Below are 22,579 nucleotides of genomic sequence, written 5' to 3' on the forward strand. Positions count from 1 at the left end.
CGCGGGGGACTCTTAAAGGGCGGAAGCGGAGGCGAGGTCCTGGCGCTCGAGGGCGAGCGGTGCGGGTCCGGTCAATTTTACCCGTTCATGGGCCGCCAGCGACAGGGTGGCGCCCAGCACATTCGGGCGGATCGGCAGTTCGCCGGCATCCAGGTCCAGCAGGCAGACCAAGGTGACGCTGGCCGGGCGGCCATAATCGAACAGTTCGTTGAGTGCAGCGCGTACGGTGCGACCGCTCATCAGCACGTCATCTACCAGCACCAGGTGCTGGCCTTCCACTTCGAATGGCAGCTCGGACGGGCGCACTTGCGGGTGCAGGCCGTTCTGGCTGAAGTCGTCGCGGTAGAACGAAACGTCCAGGGTGCCCATGGGGCTGGTATCACCCATGGCTTCCTGCAGGGCCTGGGCAACCCAGACACCGCCGGTGCGGATGCCGATGTAACGTGGCTCGCTGATGTTGCGGCGGGCCAGGTGGGCGCGAAGGTCGACAGCCATCTGCCGGATCAGCTCGGCGGGATTGGGTAGGCTCATTGCGGGCTCCTCGGAAGGGTGCGCCGGGCGGGCCCGGCGGCAAAGATGATCAGGTATTGGCCTCCAGCCAGCCTTGTAGCAACAGGGCGGCGGCGATGGCATCGACCGGGTTGTCGCGGTAGCTGCCGCGCTGGCCTCCACGGGCCATGCGCTCGCCTTTGGCCTCGAAGGTGGTCAGGCGCTCGTCGTGGGTGTGCACGGGCAGGTTGAAGCGGCCATTCAGGCGGCGGGCGAACTTTTCGGCGCGGGCGCTCATTTCGCTGGGCGTGCCGTCCATGTTCAGCGGCAGGCCGACGACGATGGCGTCGGGTTTCCACTCATTGATGAGCTTTTCCACCTGAGCCCAGTCCGGTACGCCATTTTGTGCCTTAAGGGTGCACAGTTCGCGGGCCTGGCCGGTGACCACCTGGCCAACGGCCACGCCGATCTGTTTGCTGCCGTAGTCGAAGCCCAGTAGCAGGCGTAGTTCGGCCATCAGGCGTGGCCCGCCTGGCTGGTCAGCAGGTTCAGGTTGATCCCCAGGCTGGCGGCGGCCGCGTCCAGGCGCAGGTCGCTGGCCAGGCCAAAGATGATTTCCGGGTCGAACGGGCAGTTGAGCCAGGCGTTGTCGGCCAGTTCGGCTTCCAGCTGTCCGGCTTCCCAGCCGGCATAACCCAGGGTGATCAGGCTTTGTTTCGGGCCTACCCCGGCAGCGATGGCCAGCAAGATGTCCTGCGACGTGGTCAGCGCCAGCCCTTCCAGTGCCACGGTGGCCTGGAAGCTGCACTCGCTGCTGTGCAACACGAAGCCGCGGTCGGTCTGCACCGGGCCACCCTGGTAGATCGGCACCTGCAAGGTGCTGGCCGGTGGTGTTTCATCCGGGCGCAGCTGCTCGAGGATGTCGGCCAGGCTCAGCTCCTGCGGCCGGTTGACCACCAGGCCCATGGCGCCATGCTCGTTGTGCTCGACGATGTAGGTGAGGGTCTGGGCGAAGTTCGGATCGGCCATGTGTGGCATGGCGATCAGGAACTGATGCTTGAGGTAGCTCGGGGCGAGGGTTTTCATGAGGGATAGTGTGGCGCCAGGTGGCGGGGCTGACAAGGTGCGGATTTGTGTCGTTTGGTTGGCGACTGTCTTGAGGGTTTTGGTGCCTGTGAAATCGAGCGCCGCCGCATATAGCAAGCCCTATACCGAGGCCCGAGATCAGTTACTGGACAAACGGTCCCCTCGCGCAAAACGCCAGGTACGAATGATCTCCAGCCGGTCAAATTCGGCCAGATCCCCGGTAAACGGCGCAAAAGGCGCCGCCAGTCGCACAATACGTTGTGCCGCCTGGTCCAGCACCGGCTGCCCGGACGATTCCAGCACCAGCACCTCATACAACGAACCATCGCGGTTGATCGACACCATCATCCGCAAATTGCCGTAAATCTGTTGCCGGCGCGCTTCGTCGGGGTAGTTCAGGTTGCCCACCCGCTCGACCTTCTTGCGCCACTCTTCCTTGTACCAGGCACCCTTGTCGCGCATGGTCGATGCAGCATTCAGGCGGTGAATCTTCGGCCGCTTGGCGTACATCTGCTGTTCGTTGGACAGCTCCGCCTCCAGGCTGGCGATCTGGCTGGACAGCTGCGAGCTGTCGAAGTCTGGCGCTGGCGCCGCCGGCTTGGGCTGTGGCTTGCTTTCCTTGGGTTTGGGCTCGAGCTTCTGCGGCTTGGGCGCCGTGGTCACCACCGCCGACTTTTGTGGGGTAGGGGGCGGCACCACCTCGGGCTTGGCGGCAGGCGGTGGGGTGATCTTGTTGATCTTGCTGTCCTGGAACGGCGCCAATTCAGTGGTTGTAGGCACCGCTTTCTTGTCCAGGGTGCCGCTGCCCTGCTGGTTGTCCTGGGCCTGGAAATCGGCCTTCTCGGGCGGTTTCTCGCTCTTGAAGGTGGCCAGGGTGATGTCCATGGTGTGGCGGATTTCGGCAGGCTTGACCACGCTGAAGCCGACGCCAAGGATCAGCGCCAGGTGCACCAGGGCAGCCAGGAACAGGGTAAAGCCGAGCCGGTCCACCGGGCGAACACGGGGAGGCAGCAGGGTGGCGGGGATGTCAGCGGGCAGCGTCATCAGGTATCCAGCAACCGCAGGGCGGGGCAGCAGCTCAATCGAATAGGACCGGCATCATACCCCACTCTACGCGTTTGCTTCGCGTTGGCTGTCAGCGCGCCTTCAGCTTGCGATCAATGGCATCCATCAGCTTGCCACCGATGTCGGTGTTGTAGGCAGCGTCGATTTCGCGGATGCAGGTAGGGCTGGTGACGTTGATTTCGGTGAGGTAGTCGCCGATCACGTCCAGGCCCACGAACAGCAGGCCCTTTTCGCGCAGGGTCGGGCCGACCTGGGCGGCAATCCAGCGGTCGCGGTCGGTCAATGGGCGGGCCTCGCCACGGCCGCCGGCGGCCAGGTTGCCACGGGTTTCGCCACTGGCCGGGATGCGCGCCAGGCAGTAGTCCACCGGCTCGCCATCGATCATCAGAATGCGCTTGTCGCCGTCCTTGATGGCCGGCAGGTAGGCCTGGGCCATGATCTGCTGGGTGCCCAGCGCGGTCAGGGTTTCCAGGATCACCGACAGGTTGGGGTCGCCAGCCCGGTGACGGAAGATCGACGTACCGCCCATGCCATCCAGCGGCTTGAGGATCACGTCAACATGCTTGGCTGCAAACTCACGAATGATGTCCGGGCGGCGGCTGACCAGGGTCGGCGTGGTGCACTGCGGGAACAGCGTGGCGAACATCTTCTCGTTGCAGTCGCGCAGGCTTTGCGGGCGGTTGACCACCAGCACGCCATCATTCTCGGCCTGTTCCAGCAGGTAGGTGCTGTAGACGAATTCCATGTCGAACGGCGGGTCCTTGCGCATCAGGATCACGTCCAGCTCGGCCAGGGGGCTGTCCTGCTCTTCGCCCAGTTCGAACCAGTGCGCCGGGTCGGCAAACACCTTCAGCGGGCGCATGCGGGCGCGGGCCTTGCTTTCGTCCTGGTACAGGTCTTGCTGTTCCATGTAGAACAGGCTCCAGCCGCGTGCCTGGGCGGCCAGCAGCATGGCCAGCGAGCTGTCCTTCTTGTAGGAGATGGACGCGATGGGGTCCATGACAATGCCGAGGCGTACGCTCATGGGGTGGTTCCTCTTGGCGGCAGGTGCCGCGATGGCTCGAAAGAAAAGTGGCTCAGGGTGGCGCCGCAAACGCCGCCGGTCAAGGGGCGGCGCAGATGGAATGGCCACCCGGAGTGTGCTAAAAATGCAGCTAATTTCCATTGGTAGGCGTCTATGGAACAACCCCTGAAGGTGATGGTGATCGACGATTCCCGCACGATCCGGCGCACCGCACAGATGTTGCTCGGTGAAGCGGGCTGCGAGGTAATCACCGCCAGCGATGGCTTCGATGCCCTGGCCAAAATCGTCGACCACCAGCCCGGCATCATCTTCGTCGATGTGCTGATGCCGCGCCTGGACGGCTACCAGACCTGCGCCGTGATCAAGCACAACAGTGCTTTCAAGGACACGCCGGTCATCCTGCTGTCGTCGCGCGACGGCCTGTTCGACAAAGCCCGCGGCCGGGTGGTCGGTTCTGATCGGTTTCTGACCAAGCCGTTCAGCAAAGAAGAACTGCTCGATGCGATCCGCGCCCACGTGCCCGGTTTTGCCGCAACCCAACAACCCGCACCCTGACCGTGCCCCGCCATGGCACGGTCTTACTTTCCTGATGGGGAAACAGCATGGCCCGAGTTCTGATTGTCGACGACTCGCCGACAGAGATGTACCGCTTGACCGAGTGGCTGGAAAAGCACGGCTACCAGGTGCTCAAGGCCAGCAACGGTGCCGATGGCGTGGCCCTGGCCCGGCAGGACAAGCCCGACGCGGTGCTGATGGACATCGTCATGCCCGGCATGAACGGCTTTCAGGCCACCCGCCAGCTCAGCAAGGACCCGGAAACCGCCGCCATCCCCGTGATCGTGGTCACCACCAAGGACCAGGAAACCGACCGCATCTGGGCCACGCGCCAGGGCGCCCGTGACTTCCTGACCAAACCGGTGGAAGAAGACGCGCTGATCGCCAAGCTCAAAGAAGTGCTGGGGGCTTGACCACCCGCCCGCAAGGCGCGTCGCTGACCGCCTTCGAGTTGTTGCTGGACATCGACCGGCGCTGCCGCCTGCTGGTCGCCGACCAGCCCCCGCAGGACAACCGCCTGCAACAGTGGAGCGGTATCGGCTTTCGCCTTGCCGGGCAGTGGTTCGTCGCGCCCATGGGTGAGGTGGCCGAGGTACTGCGCGAACCGCGCAGCAGCCGCGTCCCGGGTGTGCAACCGTGGGTATGCGGGGTTGCCAATCTGCGTGGGCGGCTGTTGCCGGTGATGGACCTGAGCAGTTTCTTCGGCCTGGGCCACGCCGCTCCGGGCAAGCAGCGGCGGGTGCTGGTGCTGGACCACGACGACCTGTTCGTCGGTTTGCTGGTGGACGAGGTACTTGGCCTGCAACACTTCGCCCTCGACAGCCTGCAGCTGTCGCCGCCGCAGCCATTGATCCGCGCCGCTGCACGCTTCGTGCAGGGGCATTTCCCGCGTGAACGCAACTGGGCAATCTTCAGCCCCTTCGCCCTGGCCCAGGCGCCGGGCTTTCTTGATGTGGCGTTATAGGACCTGCGAACGTGAACAAGCCTGCCACCCCCGTCACAGCCACCACAGTGACCCCACGTACCCGCAGCATCGCGCAGATCACCGTGCTGTTTCTGATCCTGATCCTGTCGATCATCCTGCTGTTCGCCAACTTTGCCTACCTGAACACCCAGTCCAACTACGACAAGCAGTACATCGGCCATGCCGGCGAGCTGCGGGTGCTGTCTCAGCGCATTGCCAAGAACGCCACCGAAGCCGCCGCCGGCAAGGCCCTGGCCTTCAAGCTGCTGTCGGATGCACGCAACGACTTCGAGCGGCGCTGGGGCTACCTGCGCCAGGGTGACAAGTCCACCGGGTTGCCAGCTGCGCCGCCTACGGTGCGAGACGAGATGGAGGCGGTACGCCGCGACTGGGAAAACCTGCGCAAGAACACCGACACCATCCTGGCCAGTGAGCAGACCGTGCTGTCGCTGCACCAGGTGGCGGCGACGCTGGCCGAAACCGTGCCGCAGTTGCAGGTGGAATACGAAAAAGTGGTCGAGATCCTGCTGCAAAGCGGCGCTCCGGCCAACCAGGTGGCGGTGGCGCAGCGCCAGCTTTTGCTGGCCGAGCGCATCCTCGGTTCGGTCAACACCGTGCTCGCGGGTGACGATACCGCCGCTCAGGCAGCTGATGCCTTTGGCCGCGATGCCGGGCGCTTTGGCCAGGTGCTGGAGGGGATGCTCAGGGGTAACGCGGCCATCCAGGTAACCCGTGTCGAGGACGCCGATGCCCGTGCGCGGCTGGCCGAAATCGCCGAACTGTTCCAGTTCGTCGCGGGCTCGGTCGATGAAATTCTCGAAACCTCGCCCGAACTGTTCCGCGTGCGTGAGGCCGCGGGCAACATTTTCAGCCTGTCGCAAACCCTGCTGGACGAGGCATCACACCTGGCCAACGGTTTCGAGAACCTGGCCGGTGGGCGCACCCTCGATACCGTTGGCGGCTATGCCTTGGGCCTGCTGGCGCTGGCTTCGATCATCCTCATCGGCCTGGTCATGGTGCGCACCACCAACCGCCAGTTGCGTGAAACGGCAGAAAAGAACGAACGCAACCAGCAGGCAATCATGCGTCTGCTGGATGAAATCGAAGAGCTGGCCGACGGCGACCTGACCGTGACCGTATCGGTGACCGAAGACTTCACTGGCGCCATTGCCGACTCGATCAACTATTCCGTGGACCAGCTGCGCGACCTGGTCGCTACCATCAACCACAGCGCCGTGCAGGTTGCCGCTGCCGTACAGGACACCCAGAACACCGCCCGCCAGCTGGCCAAGGCTTCCGAACACCAGGCCGAGCAGATCAGCGAGGCCTCCGAGGCGGTCGGCGACATGGTCGAGTCGATCGACCGGGTTTCGGCACATGCCTACGAATCGGCCAAGGTGGCCGAGCGCTCGGTGGCCATTGCCAACAAGGGTAACGAGGTGGTGCATAACACCATCAACGGCATGGACAACATTCGCGAGCAGATCCAGGACACCGCCAAGCGGATCAAACGCCTGGGCGAGTCTTCTCAGGAAATCGGCGACATCGTCAGCCTGATCGACGACATTGCCGACCAGACCAACATCCTTGCCCTCAACGCGGCCATCCAGGCCTCGCTGGCCGGCGAGGCTGGCCGTGGTTTTGCCGTGGTTGCCGACGAAGTGCAGCGCCTGGCAGAGCGCTCGTCGTCGGCCACCCGGCAGATCGAGGCGCTGGTACGTACCATTCAGGCCGACACCAACGAGGCAGTCATCTCCATGGAGCAGACCACCGCCGAAGTGGTGCGTGGCGCTCGCCTGGCGCAGGATGCCGGGGTGGCGCTGGCCGAGATCGAAGGGGTATCGCAGAACCTGGCCGATCTTATCCACAGCATCTCTGACGCTGCCCAGTTGCAGACCTCGTCGGCCGGGCAGATTTCCCACACCATGGCGGTGATCCAGCAGATTACCGCACAAACCTCCGCCGGCTCCGGTGCCACCGCCGACAGTATCCGCCACTTGGCCCGCATGGCCAGTGAGATGCGCCGTTCGGTGTCCGGTTTCACCCTGCCGCCACCTGCGCAAAGCCCCACCGATGCGCCGCGCTGAGGAGTGCCCATGGCTTCTGCTGCTGTAAGTCCCGAACGCCACGACACCGTAGCGCTGGCCTGGACCAAGGCTGCCATCCTCGACTGCTTGGGCCAGGCGCGCCAGGCGCTGGAGCGTTTTGCCGGCGAACCGGGCGACCTGTCGATGCTGGCCTTCGTGGTCGACAACCTGCATCAGGTACATGGTTGCCTGCGCATGCTTGAACTGCGCGGAGCGACGCGCCTGGCCGAAGAGCTGGAACTGTTCGCCAAGGCGCTGGCCGACGGCCAGGTCAGCCCACGGGGCGATTGCCTGGGGGCGTTGTTTCGTGGCCTGGAGCAATTGCCTTCGTACCTTGAGCGCTTGCGCGGTGCCCGCCACGACCTGCCCTTGGTGATGCTGCCGCTGCTCAATCAGTTACGTGCCTGCCGAGGTATCGAGCCCTTGGCCCAGGCCTGCCTGATCAGCGGTGCAGCACAGCGTTTTGCCGGCGCCGACGACTTGGCCAACCTTGACCTGTCGTTGGGCAATTGGCGTGAACAATTGCAAGCCGGGCCGGGCCGCGATGCCCTGCGCTCGGTGGTGACTGCTCTGTGCGACGACCTGATGCGCATCAAGGAGCGCCTGGACCAGTTCGTGCGCAGCGACCGCCAGCACAGCGAGCAGCTCGATGCCCTGCTGGCGCCGCTGCGGCATGTAGCCGACACCCTGGCTGTGCTGGGCTTCCAGCAACCACGGCGGGTCATCATCGACCAGGTGCTGGCGCTGCAGGCCTTGGCCCAGGGCGAGCGCGTGGTGGATGACGCGGTACTGATGGATGTGGCGGGCGCCTTGCTGTACGTGGAGGCTTCGCTGAACGGCATGGTCGGCCCGCTGGAAGAAAACGGGCAGGGCGGGCTGCCAGGCTCGGACCTGGCCGAGATACGCCAACTGGTGCTGAACGAATCGCTGAACGTACTGCAGCAGGCCAAGGACCTGATCGGCGACTACCTGGAGTCCGACTGGCCGCGCCAACGCCTGCAACCGTTGCCGGGGCTGTTGCAGCAGATTCGCGGCGCGCTGGCCATGTTGATGCTGCCCGCAGTAGCCGAGCTGTTCGCCGGCTGCGCCAGCTATGTGCAGCGCTGGTTGCAGCACCTGGATGTAGAGCCGCCCGCCGATGAGCTGGCCCACTTGGGTGAGGCCATGAGTGCCGCCGAATGCTACCTGCAATGGCGGGTGGCCGACCCGCTGGCGGATGCCCAGCCGTTCATCGACATGGCCCGTGCCAGCCTGGCAGCGCTGGGCGTGTATTGTGCGCAGGCCGACACCCGTGCAGGCCTGGATGCCAATGGCGACGGTATCGATGACGAGCTGCGCGAGGTGTTTCTCGATGAAGCCGGCGAGTTGCTGCCGGAGATCGAGCGGCACTGGCTGCGCTGGCGTGCCGACAACCAGCAGCGCGAGGCGCTGGGGGAAGTACGCCGTGCGCTGCATACGCTCAAGGGCAGCGGCCGCATGGTGCATGCCGAAGCGGTGGCCGAGCTGGCCTGGGGCGCCGAGCACCTGCTGAACCGGGTGCTGGAGGGCCGTAGCGTGCTGAGCCCGGAAGGCGTGGTGGCCCTGCAGCAAGTGTTCGTCCACCTACCTGATTTGCTGGCCGACTTTGCGGCTGGGCAATTGCCGCAACTGACCGAAATCGAACAGTTGGCTGGGCACCTGCATGCCCTGGCAGAAAACGACGAACCGGGTGCTGCCGATATCGATGGCCTCGACCCGCAGCTGCTGGATATTTTCCGCACGGAGGCGCAAGGCCACCTGGCCAGCCTCGATGCTTTTCTGCAAGGCGCAGACGGCCACGATACGCCGGTCAGCGATGGCCTTCAGCGCGCCCTGCATACGCTCAAGGGCAGTGCTGCCATGGCCGGGGTGATGCCGGTCGCCGAGCTGGCCACCGCCTTCGACCGCCTGGCCCGGGAATACAAGGGCCACCAACTCCCCCTGCAAATGGCCGAGATCGAATGGCTGGAAGCCGCACGCTCGCTGTTCCACCTGGGTCTGGCGCAACTCGACAGCACACCGTTGGCCGCCATCGCTGGTGCTGCGGAGCTGATCGAACAGGTTGGCCAGGCCGTAGACGCACGTCTGGCCAGCTTGCATGACGACCCGCAGCATGTCCGGCGCGGCAAGCGCGACCCGCAGTTGGTCGCCAGTTTCCTGGCCCAAGCCATGGATATCCTGCTCGATGCCGAGTCGTTGCTATCGCGCTGGCAGCAACAGCCTGGGCAGCGTGATGCGCTGGACACCCTGCTCGACCAGCTGACCACCCTGGGGCACGCCGCGCACCTGGCCGACTTGTGGCAGATGGATGATGTGTGCGAGGCCTTGCTGGACCTGTATGGCGCCGTGGAAGAGGGCAGCCTGCCTGCCAATGCGCGTTTCTTCGCCCACGCCCGGCGCGCCCATGAAGCCCTGCTGGACATGCTCGATGAAGTGGCGGCCGGGCAGGACATCGCGCCGCGGTCAGAAACGCTCGACGGTCTGCGCAACCTGCTGGACCAAGCCTTGGCGCCAGAGGCCACTGGTCTGGTGGGCATCGACACGGTCACGCCGTTGCACCCGGACATGGACGTGGCCGATACCCTGGGCCTGGGGCTGCCCCATCAGCCGCAGCTGCCTGACGTGACCGAGCCTCTGCTTGAGGAACCGGAAAGCCCAGGCGAAGAGCTGCTGGAGGTGTTCCTCGAAGAAAGCTCGGACATCGTCGAAAGCGCCGCCGCAGCCTTGGCGCGCTGGCAGGCCGACCCGCGCAGCAGCGTCGAGGTAGACAACCTGATGCGCGACCTGCACACCCTCAAGGGTGTGGCGCGCATGGTCGAAATTGCCCCCATTGGTGACCTGGCTCACGAACTGGAGTTTCTGTACGAACTGCTGGCTGCCGGCCGCTTGCCGCCGAGCGCGCCTTTGTTCGCGCTGTTGCAGAACTGCCACGACCGCCTGGCGCACATGCTCGATGCCGTGCGTCTGGGGCAGCCACTGCATGCCGCCACGGCGCTGATCGACTATATCCGCAACTTCAGCAGCGCGGCCCTGACCGACAGTGCTGCCGGCCAGGGGCCGGTCGAAGCCGCCGCCAGCGAGGTGCCGACAGCAGCGCCAGAGCGGGCGCCAGGCGACATGGTCAAGGTCGATGCCGAGTTGCTCGACGACCTGGGTAACCTGGCGGGTGAGCACTCGATCATCCGTGGGCGCATCGAGCAGCAAGTCAACGATGCACAGTTCACCCTCAACGAGATGGAAACCACCCTGGAGCGCATGCGCGACCAGCTGCTGCGCCTGGACATCGAGACCCAAGGGCGAATCTCCAGCCGCCAGCAGTTCGAAGGCGATGCCTATGATGATTTCGACCCACTGGAAATGGACCGTCATTCACAGTTGCAGCAGTTGTCGCGGGCCTTGTTCGAGTCCGCCTCGGACTTGCTCGACCTGAAGGAAACCCTGGCTCAGCGTGCCCAGGAGGCCTACAGCCTGCTGCAGCAGCAGGCGCGGGTGAACAGCCAGTTGCAGGAAGGCTTGACCGCAACCTTGATGGTGCCGTTCGAGCGCCTTGTGCCGCGCTTGCAGCGCGTGGTGCGGCAGGTGGCCAGCGAGCTGGGCAAGCAGGTAGAACTGGTGGTCGGCAACGCCGAAGGTGAACTGGACCGCAGTGTGCTTGAGCGCATGGTGGCACCGCTTGAGCACATGCTGCGCAACGCCGTCGACCATGGCCTGGAAAGCCGCGAAGCACGCCTGGCCGCCGGCAAACCGGAGCAGGGCACCATCCACCTGAATTTGCTGCACGAAGGCGCCGATATCGTGATCGAAATGACCGACGACGGTGCTGGCGTTCCGCTTGAAGCGGTGCGGCGCAAGGCCATCAAGCGCGGCTTGCTGGACCCGCAGGCGCAGTTGAGCGATCACGAGATCCTGCAGTTCATCCTGCGCCCGGGTTTTTCCACCGCCGAGAAAATCACCCAGATCTCCGGGCGCGGCCTGGGCATGGACGTGGTGCACGAGGAGGTCAAGCAACTAGGGGGCTCGATGAGCATCGAGTCGGCTCAGGGCAAGGGCGCGCGTTTCCTCATCCGCTTGCCGTTCACCGTGTCGATCAACCGGGCACTGATGGTGCATCTGGGTGAGGAGCAGTACGCCATCCCGCTCAATACCATCGAGGGCATCGTCCGTGTGCCGCCGGCAGAGCTGGCGGTGTGCTATCAGCTGGACCCGCCCCGCTATGTTTATGCCGGCCATGAATACGAGCTGCGTTACCTGGGCGAGTTGCTGCAAGGCCTGCCGCGCCCGGCCTTGCTGGGGCAGAGTGTGCCGTTGCCCGTGCTGCTGGTGCATGCCAAGGAGCAATCTTTCGCCATTCAAGCCGATAGCCTGTCGCCCAGCCGCGAAATCGTGGTGAAGAGCCTGGGGCCGCAGTTTGCTGCCGTTGCCGGGCTGTCGGGGGCGACGCTGCTGGGCGATGGCCGGGTCGTGCTGATTCTCGACCTGCTTGGCCAGCTGCGCGGCCAGCAGCGGCGCCTGGCTCGTTTGCCCGGTGGCGGCACCCCACGCCAGTTGCTCGGCCCGGTGCCGCGCCGCGCATTGTTGGTGATGGTGGTGGACGACTCGGTGACTGTGCGCAAGGTTACCAGTCGCTTGCTGGAACGCCACGGCATGAGCGTGCTGACGGCCAAGGACGGGGTCGATGCCATGGCCTTGTTGGAAGAGCACCGTCCGGACGTGTTGCTGCTGGATATCGAGATGCCGCGCATGGACGGGTTCGAGGTGGCCACTCGCATTCGCCGTGACGCGCGGCTGAAAGACCTGCCGATCATCATGATTACCTCGCGTACCGGGCAGAAGCACCGCGACCGCGCTATGGCCATCGGCGTCAACGAATACCTGGGCAAGCCGTATCAGGAGTCGTTGTTGCTGCAGAGCATTGCACACTGGAGCCAGCCTCATGCTTGAACTGATTGCCGGCCAGCGCAGCAGCCTGACCGGGCTGTTGCTGCCCTTGGGCGACCGCACCCTGGTATTGCCCAACGTGGCGGTGGCCGAGTTGAGCGGCCAGCGCAATTTGGTGTGCCAACGCGGTGAGCCGGCCTGGCACCTGGGCTGGATCGACTGGCGAAAGCAGCGCCTGCCGCTGATCGGGTTCGAAGCGGCGTGTGGTGGCGAGACGCCGTGCGGCGAGCGGGCGCGGGTTGTGGTGCTCAATGCTTTGGGCGACACCGGCCTGCGCTATTTGGCGCTGTTGCTGCAGGACATTCCGCGTTCGTGCAAGCTCGACAGCCAGCTGAATTATGTGGATGTGGCGCTGGGGCGCCTGGAGCTGGCGGCGGTGCAGGTGGGCGAGCAGGTGGCGCGGGTGCCTGACCTGGCCGGGCTGGAAAGGCTGGTGCGTGACGCGGAACTGCAACCTGAGTTTGGGTAAGATTCAGGGCCGTCACTGACGGAATGAGGAACCCAGCCCACCTCAGGAGGTCTGTGTTTGCATGTATTACGGTGAACGCTTCAACGCCTGGACCCACCTGGTCGGTGCTGTCCTGGCCTGTATCGGTGCCATCTGGCTGATCGTGGTCGCGGGCCTGCAAGGCGACCCGTGGAAGATTGTCAGTTTCTCCATCTACGGCTGCACGCTGCTGTTGCTGTACAGCATCTCCACCCTGTACCACAGCACCCGCGGGCGGGCGAAGGTGATCATGCGCAAGCTCGATCACCTTTCGATCTACCTGCTGATCGCCGGCAGCTACACCCCCTTCTGCCTGGTCAGCCTGCGCGGCCCCTGGGGCTGGAGCCTGTTTGGCGTGGTCTGGGGGCTGGCGGTGATCGGCATGCTGCAAGAGATCAAACCGCGCTCCGAGGCGCGGGTTCTGTCGATCATCATCTATGCGGTGATGGGCTGGATCGTGCTGGTGGCGGTCAATCCATTGCTCCACTCGCTGGGCACTGCCGGTTTTGCCTGGCTGGCTGCCGGCGGGGTGTTCTACACCGTCGGCATCATCTTCTTCGCCCTCGACAGCCGCTTGCGTCACGGGCACGGCATCTGGCACCTGTTCGTGATTGCCGGCAGCCTCATGCACTTCGTGGCGGTGTCGTTCTACGTACGCTAGTTAAAAATCGCCCCAAAGCTGTTGTGCCACCGACAGCGCCACCACTGGCGCGGTCTCGGTGCGTAGCACCCGTGGGCCGAGGCGTGCGGCATGAAAGCCGGATGCTTTGGCGTGCTCGACTTCGCCTTCGCTCAGGCCGCCTTCGGGGCCGATCAGGAAGGCCAGGTTGGCAGGCTTGTCGTGGCTGGTGAGCGGCTCGGCCACCGGGTGCAGTACCAGTTTCAGATCAGCCTTGGTGCTGTTCAGCCACTCGGCCAGCGTGATCGGCGGGTGAATGACGGGCAAGGTCGAGCGACCGCATTGTTCACAAGCGCTGATTGCCACTTGGCGCCAGTGGGCCAGGCGTTTGTCGGCGCGTTCGTCCTTCAGCCGCACTTCGCAGCGCTCGCTGACGATCGGGGTGATTTCGTTGGCGCCCAGTTCGGTGGCTTTCTGGATCGCCCAGTCCATGCGCTCGCCACGGGACAGGCCTTGGCCGAGGTGTACGTGCAGTGGCGAATCGGTCTGGCCAGGCAGTGCCTGGTCGAGGTTGACGCGTACGGTTTTCTTGCCCACTTCGAGCAACTGGCCGAGGTATTCCTGGCCGCTGCCGTCGAACAGCTGCACGGCGTCGCCGGGGACCATGCGCAGTACGCGGCCGATATAGTGGGCCTGGGCTTCGGGCAGGTCGTGCTCGCCAAGGCTCAGGGGGGCGTCGATGAAGAAGCGGGACAGTCTCATGGATTTGCTCGGTAGAAGAGAGACGCAGATCCCCTGTGGGAGCGGGCATGCCCGCGAAGCAGGCAGCGTGCTCGCTCCCACAGGAAAAGTGATGTGGCGAACTGCCGGGCCTAGCCCGGGTCACGGAAGTCGGGGTGGAAGTTGGCCGGCACGGCAACGCTGACGCTTTCCCGGGTAGCGATGTCGATGCCTTCACTGGCCACTTCCGCCAGGAAGTCGATCTGCTCGGGTGTGATCACGTAAGGCGGCAGGAAGTAGACCACGCTGCCCAGCGGGCGCAGCAGGGCGCCGCGGGTCAGGGCATGCTCGAACACCTTCAGGCCGCGCCGCTCCTGCCACGGGTAGGCGACCTTGCCAGCCTTGTCCTTGACCATCTCGATGGCCAGGGCCATGCCGGTCTGGCGAATTTCGGCAACGTGAGCATGATCGGCCAGGTGTGCAGTCGCCGTTGCCATGCGCGTAGCCAAGGCCTTGTTGGCCTCTATCACGTTGTCCTGCTCAAAGATGTCCAGGGTCGCCAGCGCTGCAGCACATGCCAGCGGGTTGCCGGTGTAGCTGTGCGAGTGCAGGAATGCGCGCAGGGTCGGGTAGTCGTCGTAAAACGCCTGGTACACCTTGTCGGTGGTCAGGCAGGCGGCCAACGGCAGATAACCACCGGTCAGGGCCTTGGACAGGCACAGGAAGTCCGGGCGGATGCCCGCCTGTTCACAGGCGAACATCGTGCCGGTGCGGCCAAAGCCCACGGCGATCTCGTCGTGGATCAGGTGCACGTCGTAGCGGTCGCAGGCCTCACGCAGCAGCTTGAGGTACACCGGGTGGTACATGCGCATGCCGCCAGCGCCCTGGATCAGTGGCTCGACGATCACGGCGCTGATGGAGGCGTGATGCTCGGCCAGGGTCTGTTCCATGGCCTGGAACATGTTGCGCGAGTGCTCTTCCCAGCCCATGCCCTCGGGGCGCAGGTAGCAGTCGGGGCTGGGCACCTTGAGGGTGTCCAGCAGCAACGCTTTGTAGGTTTCGGTGAACAACGGCACATCGCCTACCGACATGGCGGCGATGGTTTCGCCGTGGTAGCTGTTGGTCAAGGTAACGAAGCGCTTCTTACCTGGCTTGCCGACGTTCTGCCAGTAGTGGAAGCTCATCTTCAGCGCCACTTCGATGCACGACGAGCCATTGTCGGCATAGAAGACCCGGTCGAGCCCGGCCGGGGTCATGGCCACCAGGCGCTCGGACAACTCGATCACAGGCTGGTGGCTGAACCCGGCCAGAATCACATGTTCCAGCTGGTCGACCTGGTCCTTGATGCGCTGGTTGATGCGCGGGTTGGCATGGCCGAACACGTTGACCCACCAGCTGCTCACCGCGTCCAGGTAGCGCTTGCCTTCGAAGTCCTCCAGCCACACGCCTTCGCCGCGCTTTATCGGGATCAGCGGCAGCTGCTCGTGGTCTTTCATCTGGGTGCAGGGGTGCCACAGGACCTTGAGGTCGCGTTGCATCCACTGATCATTGAGGCCCATGGGCACTTCTCCTGGCTTTGCGGCGTGGTTCGACCGCGTAAGCCTAAGCAATGCCGCAGGGCAGGACAACCATCGTGGTTCAGTGCCGGTGGGTGCCGCTCCATTCGAGGCGGCGGATGTGCACGGTACCCGCCTGTGAAGTGGAGATGGTCAGGCGCCGAAATGGTCCGTCGATTACCTGATGGTAAGGGTGTGTGGCGATGGGGCCTGGCCGCAGGTCGCGAAAACCGCTGCCTTCCAGCGTGATCCAGTAGAAGTTACGTGGCGCAGGGGCGACCAGGTCGTAATGATGGTTTTCGGCATCGAACAGCATGTGCAGGTCGTCACAGAGGAAATCGCTGACCACATAGTACTCCAGCCGCAGGCACTCGACTTCATGGGCGAAGCCAATTTCGACCTCGCAGTGTTCTCCGATAACCAGCTCCGAGCCTTCATCGCCCTTGAACGCTTCGTGAATACCTGCCCATGAAGTACTCTTGGAGCGGATCCTGAGCCCTGATTCGGTACGGAGTACGTGCCTGTACCAGAGAAACTGCCTTTCGACGTGATTGAACTGCTCCTCGAAGATCATGCGCATGCCCTCCTGGCGGGGCTTATGGCCATCCTCGCCAGCTTCGCCTGCGGCCGTGTGACATGGCTACTGGCAAAAATGTCAGTTGCCAAAAGCACTTGATGTCACTGCGCTGGCAGGGTTGGCGGAGGTGACGTATTCTTAACGCATCTCTCTCGGGGCATTCCTGCCTCTTCCCGTATCTGTAACCTCTGACTCGGAGTTCGCCGACATGGCTGCTGCTTGGGTGCGCCTGTGCGCGTTGGTATTGATTGGTGTGTCCAGCGGCGCCGCGCTGGCAAAGGACAAGACGCCCACGGCAATCGTGGTGGGCGGCGGCCTGGCAGGCCTGACGGCAGCCTACGAGCTGCAGACCAAAGGCTGGCAGGTGACCCTGCTGGAAGCCAAATCGGGCATGGGGGGGCGTTCGGGCCTGGCCACCAGTGAATGGATCGGCAACGCCAAGGCGCAGCCGGTGCTTAACCAGTACCTGGACCGTTTCAAACTTGAAACACTGCCGGCGCCGGAGTTCGTGCGTACCCCCGGTTACCTGATCGACGGCGAGTATTTCAGCGCCACCGACCTGGCCACCAAGCAGCCTGCTACCGCCGAAGCACTCAAGCGCTACGAGAAAACCCTCGACGACCTGGCCCGCTCCATCGACGACCCGCTGAACCCGCAGGCAACCAGCACATTGTTTGCCCTCGACCAGATCAACGTCTCCACCTGGCTCGACAAGTTGCAGCTGCCGGCCACGGCCCGTCAGTTGGTCAACCAGCAGATCCGTACCCGCTACGATGAGCCGTCACGCCTGTCGCTGCTGTACTTCGCCCAGCAGAACCGCGTGTACCGTGGCGTCAGCGACCGCGACCTGCGTGCCGCACGCCTGCCGGGTGGCAGCCCGGTGCTGGCCCAGGCTTTCGTCAAACAGCTGAAAACCATCAAGACCAGCTCGCCGGTCACCGCCATCGTCCAGGACAAGGACGGGGTAACGGTAAAAGTCGGCAGCGTCGGCTACCAGGCCGATTACCTGGTCATGGCCGTGCCGTTGCGCGCCCTGGCCAAGATCCAGATGACCCCGGGCCTGGACAACCAGCACCTGGCAGCGTTGAAGGGCACCAACTATGGCTGGCGCGACCAGCTGATGCTCAAGTTCAAGAAGCCCGTGTGGGAAAGCCGCGCACGCATGTCGGGCGAAATCTTCAGTAACGCCGGCCTCGGCATGCTGTGGATCGAGCCTGCGCTCAAGGGCGGCGCCAACGTGGTGATCAACCTGTCCGGCGACAACGCCCGCCTGCTGCAGGCATTTGGCGACAAGCAGATGGTCGACCAGGTGCTGATCCGCCTGCATGCGTTCTACCCACAGGCCCGTGGTGCGTTTACCGGTTACGAGCTCAAGCGCTACAGCACCGACGCCGGCACCGGCGGCGCCTACCTGGCTTATGGCCCGGGGCAGATCAGCAAGTACTGGCGCTTGTGGGAGCGCCCGGTGCAACGCATCACCTTTGCCGGTGAGCATACCGATGCCCTGTACCCTGGCACCCTGGAAGGCGCCCTGCGCAGCGGCCAGCGTGCGGCCAGCCAGGTGCAGGACCTGTTGGCCGGCAAGTCGTTCGACCCGGCCAAAGCGGCGCCGGTTGCGGCGGCAGCGGCAGCCGGTGCGGTGGCCGCCAAGCAAAGCAAGGGCGGTTTCTTCTCCAATCTGTTCGGTGGTTCGTCCGACAAGGCTGACAAGGCGCCAGTGAAAGAGGAGCCGAAAAAGGTCGAAGAGGCCAAGCAGGACAAGCCGGGCTTCTTCAAGCGCCTGTTTGGCGGGGCGGACAAGCCGCAAGCGAAGGCCGAGCCGATCGCCAAGGCTGAGGAAGTGGTGCCGGCATCCGCGCCAGCTCCACAAGCCGCGCCGGCCCCGGTTGCGCCTGCACCTGTGGTCAAGGAGGCGGCTGCCAAGCCAGCAGCGACCAAGGCGGCCCCGGCCAAGCATGCGCCGGCGCACAAACCCGCGCACAAGCCTGCCGAGACCAAGAAGGCGACAGCCAAGTCCGAACCGACCAGGAAACCTGTGGCCAATACCCAGGCCAAGGCGGGTTGATTTATTGCCAGCGCCGCCCCTTTCGCGGGTAAACCCGCGAAGAGGCCGGCACTGGCAACCTTGCACACCCCGGCTATCGTTAATGTTTCCTTAATGGGAAGGTTACAGAATAACTATCGGATTTCTCGATAATCCGAAGCAATTTTTTCCGCTTTTCTTCGATACATTTCGCGTTAGTCTGTGCACAGCTTTCACGGGGAAACACGCCAACATGCAACTGCGCAATTCATCTTCTCGCTACGGCGTGGTCAGCATCATCCTGCACTGGGGTGTGGCGCTGGCAGTCTTCGGCCTGTTTGGCCTGGGCTTGTGGATGGTCGGCCTCGACTATTACAGCCCTTGGCGCAAAGCCGGCCCGGACCTGCACAAGAGCATCGGCCTGGTGCTGTTGGCGGTGATGTTGCTGCGCGTAGTCTGGCGTTTCGTCAGCCCGCCACCTCTGGCACCGGCCAACCATGGCGCCTTCACCCGCCTGGCGGCCAAGCTGGGGCACCTGGCCCTGTACCTTGGGCTGTTTGCGGTGATGGCGGCCGGTTACCTGATTTCCACCGCCGATGGCGTCGGCATTCCGGTGTTTGGCCTGTTCGAAGTGCCGGCATTGATCAGCGACTTGCCCGATCAGGCAGACGTGGCGGGTGTGATTCACCTGTGGCTGGCCTGGGGCCTGGTCATTTTTGCCGTGCTGCATGCCTTGGCAGCGCTCAAGCACCATTTCATCGACCGTGACGCGACCCTGACCCGCATGCTGGGCCGCAAAGCTTGACCCTCAACCTCAATTGCATAGGAAGGAACAGGATGTTGAAAAAGACTTTTGCCGCTCTGGCGCTCGGTACCGCACTGCTCTCCGCTGGCCAGGCCATGGCTGCCGAGTACAAGATCGACAAGGAAGGCCAGCACGCGTTCGTTGACTGGAAAATCAGCCACCTGGGCTACAGCTTCATCCACGGTACCTTCAAGGACTTCGACGGTAACTTCACGTGGGACAGCGCCAAGCCTGAAGCCAGCAAGATCAACGTCGACCTGAAAACCGCCAGCCTGTGGTCGAACCACGCCGAGCGTGACAAGCACATCGCCAGTGCCGATTTCCTCGACGTGAAGAAGTACCCGGAAGCCAAGTTCGTCTCTACCGCCGTCAAGACCACAGGTGAAAAGACTGCTGACGTGACCGGCGACCTGACCCTGCACGGCGTGACCAAGCCGGTCACCTTCAAGGCTACCTTCAACGGTGAAGGCAAGGACCCATGGGGCGGTGAGCGCGCTGGTTTCAACGCCACCACCACCCTTAACCTGAACGACTTCGGCATCAAAGGCCCGGGTGCTACTTCGCAGACCCTGGACCTGGATATCAGTGTTGAAGGTGTGAAGCAGAAGTAAGTGATGCTTCGGCAATAAAAAACGCCGCCCATTGGGCGGCGTTTTCGTTTCTTAGCCTTTTCGGGTCAACAAGGCTGGGCGCTCACCGCGCGGGCGGCTTGGCAGGTCATCCAGCTGCTCAGGCGTTGGGTAACGGTCGAGCTTGGACTCCTTGCGGATGATCACCGGCTGTTTTTCCGGCTGGCGCGAGTTGCGCACGGCCGGCTCTTGCCGGGCGGCATCGTCACGGGCAGGGCGGCCACGGCCTGCGCCGCCGCCATCGCGACGGGCACCGCTACCGTTGTTGGCGCGAGGCGGGCGTTTTTCGCCGCCGCCGCTGCGCTGCTGGCCACCACTGCGGGCCTGACCCTGGCCGCCGGCATTGCTGCGCTGGCCATTGCCCTGGCCCTGACCTTGGCCGGCACCACCACCTGGGCGGCGGTTGCGGCCCTGGTTCTTGCCCTGGTAGGGGCTGACGTAGTCGGCGCGGTTACCGAAGTTGTCGATATCGTCGTCCAGGAACTCTTCCGGGTCACGGTCGGCTGGTGCTTTCGGTACGCTGCTGTTGCTGGCCTGTTGCTGTTGCTGCTGGCGCGGCTTCTTGTCACGCGGCTTGCGCGGCTGTTGTTGCTTGTCGCCGCTCTTTTCCTTGTCGGCTGGCTTGTCCGCAGCCTGCTGCTTGGTCTTGCCTTTATCCTTGCCTTTGTCCTTGCGGCCGCCGTTGGCGTCCTTGCTGCCTTCGCCGCGTGGCTGATTACGGCCGCCACGGCCATTGTTCTGCGGGCGCTCGCGCACTTCGGGTTTTTCGGCTTCTACCTGGCTGGCGTCGAAGCCCATCAGGTCGCCGTCAGGGATCTTCTGCCTGGTAACCCGCTCGATGCTCTTGAGCAGCTTCTCTTCATCCGGCGCGACCATGGAAATCGCCTCGCCCGAACGACCGGCACGGCCGGTACGGCCAATGCGGTGAACATAATCTTCCTCGACATTGGGCAGCTCGAAGTTGACCACATGAGGCAGTTGGTCGATGTCCAGGCCGCGGGCGGCGATGTCGGTGGCAACCAGCACGCGCACGCTGTTGGCCTTGAAGTCGGCCAGCGCCTTGGTGCGGGCGTTCTGGCTCTTGTTGCCGTGGATCGCAGCGGCGCTCAGGCCGTGTTTTTCCAGGTACTCGGCCAGGCGGTTGGCGCCGTGCTTGGTACGGGTGAACACCAGCACCTGTTCCCAGGCACCCAGGGTAATCAGGTGTGCCAGCAGCGCGCGCTTGTGGCTGGCAGGCAGGCGGTAGACGCGTTGCTCGATACGTTCGACCGTGGTGTTCGGCGGGGTGACCTCGATACGCTCCGGGTTATGCAGGAGCTTGTCGGCGAGGTCGGTGATGTCCTTGGAGAAGGTGGCCGAGAACAGCAGGTTCTGGCGCTTGGCCGGCAGGCGGGCCAGTACTTTCTTGACGTCGTGGATGAAGCCCATGTCGAGCATGCGGTCGGCTTCGTCGAGTACCAGGATTTCCACGTGGGCCAGGTCGACCTTGCCTTGGCCGGCCAGGTCGAGCAAGCGGCCCGGGCAGGCAACCAGCACGTCAACGCCTTTGGCGATGGCCTGGATCTGCGGGTTCATGCCAACGCCGCCGAAGATGCAGGCGCTGACCAGGGGCAGGTCGCGGGCATACACCTTGAAGCTGTCGTGCACCTGGGCTGCCAGTTCGCGGGTCGGGGTCAGGACCAGAACGCGCGGCTGACGCGGGCCGTGACGTTGCGACTTGTCGGGGTGGCCGGCCGGGAACAGGCGCTCGAGAATCGGCAGGGCGAAACCGCCGGTTTTACCAGTACCTGTCTGTGCGGCAACCATCAGGTCACGGCCTTGCAACACGGCGGGAATGGCCCGCTGTTGCACGGGGGTCGGCTGGGTATAGCCCGCAGCCTCGATAGCGCGGACAAGAGCCTCGGAGAGACCGAGGGAAGCAAAGGACATGGGCGATCCTGTTCTCGTGTGGGCTGGGCCCGTTGGGATGTTCTGCCTGGCGCGAAGGGCATCGGTGGGATGCGATCGCGTCCGGTCCAGCTGGGCTTTCACTGCACATCCGGGAAACGGAGGGTGGACGCGAAGGGGCGTCGGTGCCGATCGGGATGCCTGTTGCGAGGCCGAGCGTCCGGGCGTGAGCCGGGCGGGAAGGCCCGAGTATAACAGAGCTATCGCGCTGTGCTGCTTTCCTGCTGCTCAACGGCGTTGAGAATGTTTCCGATGTCGCCTGTGTAGCGCTGGTTGATGGCGGCAAAGGCCGGTTCCTGTTTGAAACGCTGCAGTGCTTCGGCAAAGGCCAGGGCCAATGCCTCACGCCCGGGTTTACGTACCAGCCCCAGATACTGGGCCTGGCGGCTGATCACCAGCGGCAGCGCCTCTACTTGCTGTTCCAGGCCCAGTTGCCGGAGCAGGTAATGACCAACCTTGCGATCGGTGATTGCCAGGTCGATACGGCCCAGCAGCAGCTTGCCGAAGTTGGCTTCCTGGGTGGGTGCGGCTTCCCGACGGAAATGCGTGGCCTCGTTGAACGCGGCGCCGTAGGCATAGCCGGGCGAGGTGCCGATGGTGAGGCCTGCGAGGTCGTCTGTGGCGGTCACAGGGTGGCGGCGTGCGCGCGCCTGGAACAACACGAATTCGACTTGCGACAAGAGCTCGGGGGCATAGACCAGGTAGGGGCGCCGGGCTTCGGTCTGGAAGATGTCCAGAATCCCGTCGGCCAGGCCTTGCTCGATCATTGCCAGGCAGCGCTTCCATGGAAGGAACTGCCATTCCACCTCGACGCCGAGGCGTTTGAACACTTCGGTGGTGACTTCGTAGTCGATGCCGTGGGGTTGGCCATTCTGCTGGTAGATGTAGGGTGCCCAGTCATCGGACACCAGACGCAGACGCTCGCCCAAGGCCGACGGGCTCAGGCAGGCGAGCAGCAGGGTGCAGAACAGGCGGGCGACGAGTGGCATG

The 22,579-nt window shown here is 64.1% G+C and carries 20 protein-coding genes; 10 read left to right on the forward strand and 10 right to left on the reverse strand.

What is annotated here, in order from left to right; translation table 11 throughout:
- Positions 1-12: 12 nt before the first annotated feature.
- The 5 genes from pyrR to gshB form a co-directional block, all read right to left on the reverse strand.
- Entirely contained in the window at positions 13-531 is a 519-nt protein-coding gene (gene pyrR, locus FHW75_RS02580) for a bifunctional pyr operon transcriptional regulator/uracil phosphoribosyltransferase PyrR (RefSeq protein ID WP_016712418.1), read from the reverse strand.
- A gap of 49 nt (positions 532-580) precedes the next feature.
- Positions 581-1,006 carry a Holliday junction resolvase RuvX gene (gene ruvX, locus FHW75_RS02585; RefSeq protein WP_012312410.1) on the reverse strand — a complete coding sequence of 142 codons (426 nt, stop codon included), beginning with the start codon at positions 1,004-1,006 and terminating at the stop codon, positions 581-583.
- Complete coding sequence (locus tag FHW75_RS02590) at positions 1,006-1,575, reverse strand: YqgE/AlgH family protein (RefSeq protein WP_016712417.1); 570 nt, start codon at positions 1,573-1,575, stop codon at positions 1,006-1,008. Before FHW75_RS02590 ends, ruvX begins: the two co-directional genes overlap by 1 nt.
- A gap of 138 nt (positions 1,576-1,713) precedes the next feature.
- Complete coding sequence (locus FHW75_RS02595; protein ID WP_019099363.1) at positions 1,714-2,619, reverse strand: energy transducer TonB; 906 nt, start codon at positions 2,617-2,619, stop codon at positions 1,714-1,716.
- Between the two features lie 91 nt (positions 2,620-2,710).
- Positions 2,711-3,664 (reverse strand): glutathione synthase, encoded by a 954-nt coding sequence (gene gshB / locus FHW75_RS02600; protein ID WP_027610033.1) that lies wholly within the window; start codon positions 3,662-3,664, stop codon positions 2,711-2,713.
- Between the two features lie 153 nt (positions 3,665-3,817).
- Between gshB and FHW75_RS02605 the strand changes: the two genes are divergently transcribed.
- The 7 genes from FHW75_RS02605 (at position 3,818) to trhA (ending at position 13,374) form a co-directional block, all read left to right on the forward strand.
- Positions 3,818-4,219, forward strand: a complete 402-nt coding sequence (locus FHW75_RS02605; RefSeq protein WP_019099364.1) for a PleD family two-component system response regulator — start codon at positions 3,818-3,820, stop codon at positions 4,217-4,219.
- Positions 4,220-4,266: 47 nt separating this feature from the next.
- Positions 4,267-4,632 (forward strand): twitching motility response regulator PilH, encoded by a 366-nt coding sequence (gene pilH, locus FHW75_RS02610; protein ID WP_016712413.1) that lies wholly within the window; start codon positions 4,267-4,269, stop codon positions 4,630-4,632.
- Positions 4,629-5,183, forward strand: a complete 555-nt coding sequence (locus FHW75_RS02615; protein WP_019099365.1) for a chemotaxis protein CheW — start codon at positions 4,629-4,631, stop codon at positions 5,181-5,183. Before pilH ends, FHW75_RS02615 begins: the two co-directional genes overlap by 4 nt.
- 47 nt (positions 5,184-5,230) lie before the next feature.
- Positions 5,231-7,270, forward strand: coding sequence for a methyl-accepting chemotaxis protein (locus FHW75_RS02620; RefSeq protein ID WP_230852946.1), 2,040 nt, complete (start codon positions 5,231-5,233; stop codon positions 7,268-7,270).
- A 9-nt stretch (positions 7,271-7,279) separates the two neighbouring features.
- A complete protein-coding gene (locus FHW75_RS02625; RefSeq protein WP_183673092.1) occupies positions 7,280-12,229 on the forward strand; it encodes an Hpt domain-containing protein in 4,950 nt (1,649 codons plus the stop codon).
- Positions 12,222-12,695, forward strand: coding sequence for a chemotaxis protein CheW (locus FHW75_RS02630; protein ID WP_019096623.1), 474 nt, complete (start codon positions 12,222-12,224; stop codon positions 12,693-12,695). The genes FHW75_RS02625 and FHW75_RS02630 overlap by 8 nt, the downstream gene beginning before the upstream one ends.
- Before the next feature lie 61 nt (positions 12,696-12,756).
- Positions 12,757-13,374, forward strand: a complete 618-nt coding sequence (gene trhA / locus FHW75_RS02635; protein ID WP_159266657.1) for a PAQR family membrane homeostasis protein TrhA — start codon at positions 12,757-12,759, stop codon at positions 13,372-13,374.
- On the opposite strand, the gene FHW75_RS02640 is transcribed toward trhA, so the two are convergent.
- The 3 genes from FHW75_RS02640 to FHW75_RS02650 form a co-directional block, all read right to left on the reverse strand.
- Positions 13,375-14,094 (reverse strand): 16S rRNA (uracil(1498)-N(3))-methyltransferase, encoded by a 720-nt coding sequence (locus FHW75_RS02640; RefSeq protein WP_019096621.1) that lies wholly within the window; start codon positions 14,092-14,094, stop codon positions 13,375-13,377.
- A 110-nt stretch (positions 14,095-14,204) separates the two neighbouring features.
- Complete coding sequence (locus FHW75_RS02645) at positions 14,205-15,611, reverse strand: adenosylmethionine--8-amino-7-oxononanoate transaminase (RefSeq protein WP_016712407.1); 1,407 nt, start codon at positions 15,609-15,611, stop codon at positions 14,205-14,207.
- 79 nt (positions 15,612-15,690) lie between these two features.
- Positions 15,691-16,182, reverse strand: a complete 492-nt coding sequence (locus tag FHW75_RS02650) for a hypothetical protein (protein WP_183673201.1) — start codon at positions 16,180-16,182, stop codon at positions 15,691-15,693.
- Between the two features lie 211 nt (positions 16,183-16,393).
- Between FHW75_RS02650 and FHW75_RS02655 the strand changes: the two genes are divergently transcribed.
- The 3 genes from FHW75_RS02655 to FHW75_RS02665 all read left to right on the forward strand — a co-directional run bounded on the left by FHW75_RS02655 (position 16,394) and on the right by FHW75_RS02665 (position 19,624).
- A complete protein-coding gene (locus FHW75_RS02655) occupies positions 16,394-18,250 on the forward strand; it encodes a flavin monoamine oxidase family protein (protein ID WP_019096620.1) in 1,857 nt (618 codons plus the stop codon).
- 211 nt (positions 18,251-18,461) lie between these two features.
- Complete coding sequence (locus tag FHW75_RS02660) at positions 18,462-19,013, forward strand: cytochrome b (RefSeq protein ID WP_183673094.1); 552 nt, start codon at positions 18,462-18,464, stop codon at positions 19,011-19,013.
- A 32-nt stretch (positions 19,014-19,045) separates the two neighbouring features.
- Positions 19,046-19,624: a YceI family protein gene (locus FHW75_RS02665; protein ID WP_019096618.1), complete on the forward strand. Its 579-nt coding sequence runs from the start codon at positions 19,046-19,048 to the stop codon at positions 19,622-19,624.
- Between the two features lie 51 nt (positions 19,625-19,675).
- On the opposite strand, the gene FHW75_RS02670 is transcribed toward FHW75_RS02665, so the two are convergent.
- Both FHW75_RS02670 and FHW75_RS02675 read right to left on the reverse strand, forming a co-directional pair.
- Positions 19,676-21,571, reverse strand: coding sequence for a DEAD/DEAH box helicase (locus FHW75_RS02670; RefSeq protein WP_027610035.1), 1,896 nt, complete (start codon positions 21,569-21,571; stop codon positions 19,676-19,678).
- 218 nt (positions 21,572-21,789) lie between these two features.
- Positions 21,790-22,578 carry an ABC transporter substrate-binding protein gene (locus FHW75_RS02675; RefSeq protein WP_019096156.1) on the reverse strand — a complete coding sequence of 263 codons (789 nt, stop codon included), beginning with the start codon at positions 22,576-22,578 and terminating at the stop codon, positions 21,790-21,792.
- Between the last annotated feature and the right edge of the window lies 1 nt (position 22,579).

The organism is Pseudomonas sp. OG7, assembly GCF_014192825.1.
GTDB lineage: Bacteria > Pseudomonadota > Gammaproteobacteria > Pseudomonadales > Pseudomonadaceae > Aquipseudomonas > Aquipseudomonas monteilii.

Excerpts from the sequence above, each read along its gene's own strand:
- FHW75_RS02630 (WP_019096623.1), top strand. The coding sequence starts at position 12,222 with ATGCTTGAACTGATTGCCGGCCAGCGCAGCAGCCTGACCGGGCTGTTG.
- FHW75_RS02605 (WP_019099364.1), top strand. The coding sequence starts at position 3,818 with ATGGAACAACCCCTGAAGGTGATGGTGATCGACGATTCCCGCACGATC.
- FHW75_RS02675 (WP_019096156.1), bottom strand. The coding sequence starts at position 22,578 with ATGCCACTCGTCGCCCGCCTGTTCTGCACCCTGCTGCTCGCCTGCCTG.
- FHW75_RS02595 (WP_019099363.1), bottom strand. The coding sequence starts at position 2,619 with ATGACGCTGCCCGCTGACATCCCCGCCACCCTGCTGCCTCCCCGTGTT.
- FHW75_RS02650 (WP_183673201.1), bottom strand. The coding sequence starts at position 16,182 with ATGATCTTCGAGGAGCAGTTCAATCACGTCGAAAGGCAGTTTCTCTGG.
- ruvX (WP_012312410.1), bottom strand. The coding sequence starts at position 1,006 with ATGGCCGAACTACGCCTGCTACTGGGCTTCGACTACGGCAGCAAACAG.
- FHW75_RS02660 (WP_183673094.1), top strand. The coding sequence starts at position 18,462 with ATGCAACTGCGCAATTCATCTTCTCGCTACGGCGTGGTCAGCATCATC.
- FHW75_RS02590 (WP_016712417.1), bottom strand. The coding sequence starts at position 1,575 with ATGAAAACCCTCGCCCCGAGCTACCTCAAGCATCAGTTCCTGATCGCC.
- FHW75_RS02670 (WP_027610035.1), bottom strand. The coding sequence starts at position 21,571 with ATGTCCTTTGCTTCCCTCGGTCTCTCCGAGGCTCTTGTCCGCGCTATC.
- FHW75_RS02655 (WP_019096620.1), top strand. The coding sequence starts at position 16,394 with ATGGCTGCTGCTTGGGTGCGCCTGTGCGCGTTGGTATTGATTGGTGTG.
- pyrR (WP_016712418.1), bottom strand. The coding sequence starts at position 531 with ATGAGCCTACCCAATCCCGCCGAGCTGATCCGGCAGATGGCTGTCGAC.
- FHW75_RS02625 (WP_183673092.1), top strand. The coding sequence starts at position 7,280 with ATGGCTTCTGCTGCTGTAAGTCCCGAACGCCACGACACCGTAGCGCTG.
- FHW75_RS02665 (WP_019096618.1), top strand. The coding sequence starts at position 19,046 with ATGTTGAAAAAGACTTTTGCCGCTCTGGCGCTCGGTACCGCACTGCTC.
- gshB (WP_027610033.1), bottom strand. The coding sequence starts at position 3,664 with ATGAGCGTACGCCTCGGCATTGTCATGGACCCCATCGCGTCCATCTCC.
- pilH (WP_016712413.1), top strand. The coding sequence starts at position 4,267 with ATGGCCCGAGTTCTGATTGTCGACGACTCGCCGACAGAGATGTACCGC.
- FHW75_RS02640 (WP_019096621.1), bottom strand. The coding sequence starts at position 14,094 with ATGAGACTGTCCCGCTTCTTCATCGACGCCCCCCTGAGCCTTGGCGAG.
- trhA (WP_159266657.1), top strand. The coding sequence starts at position 12,757 with ATGTATTACGGTGAACGCTTCAACGCCTGGACCCACCTGGTCGGTGCT.
- FHW75_RS02645 (WP_016712407.1), bottom strand. The coding sequence starts at position 15,611 with ATGGGCCTCAATGATCAGTGGATGCAACGCGACCTCAAGGTCCTGTGG.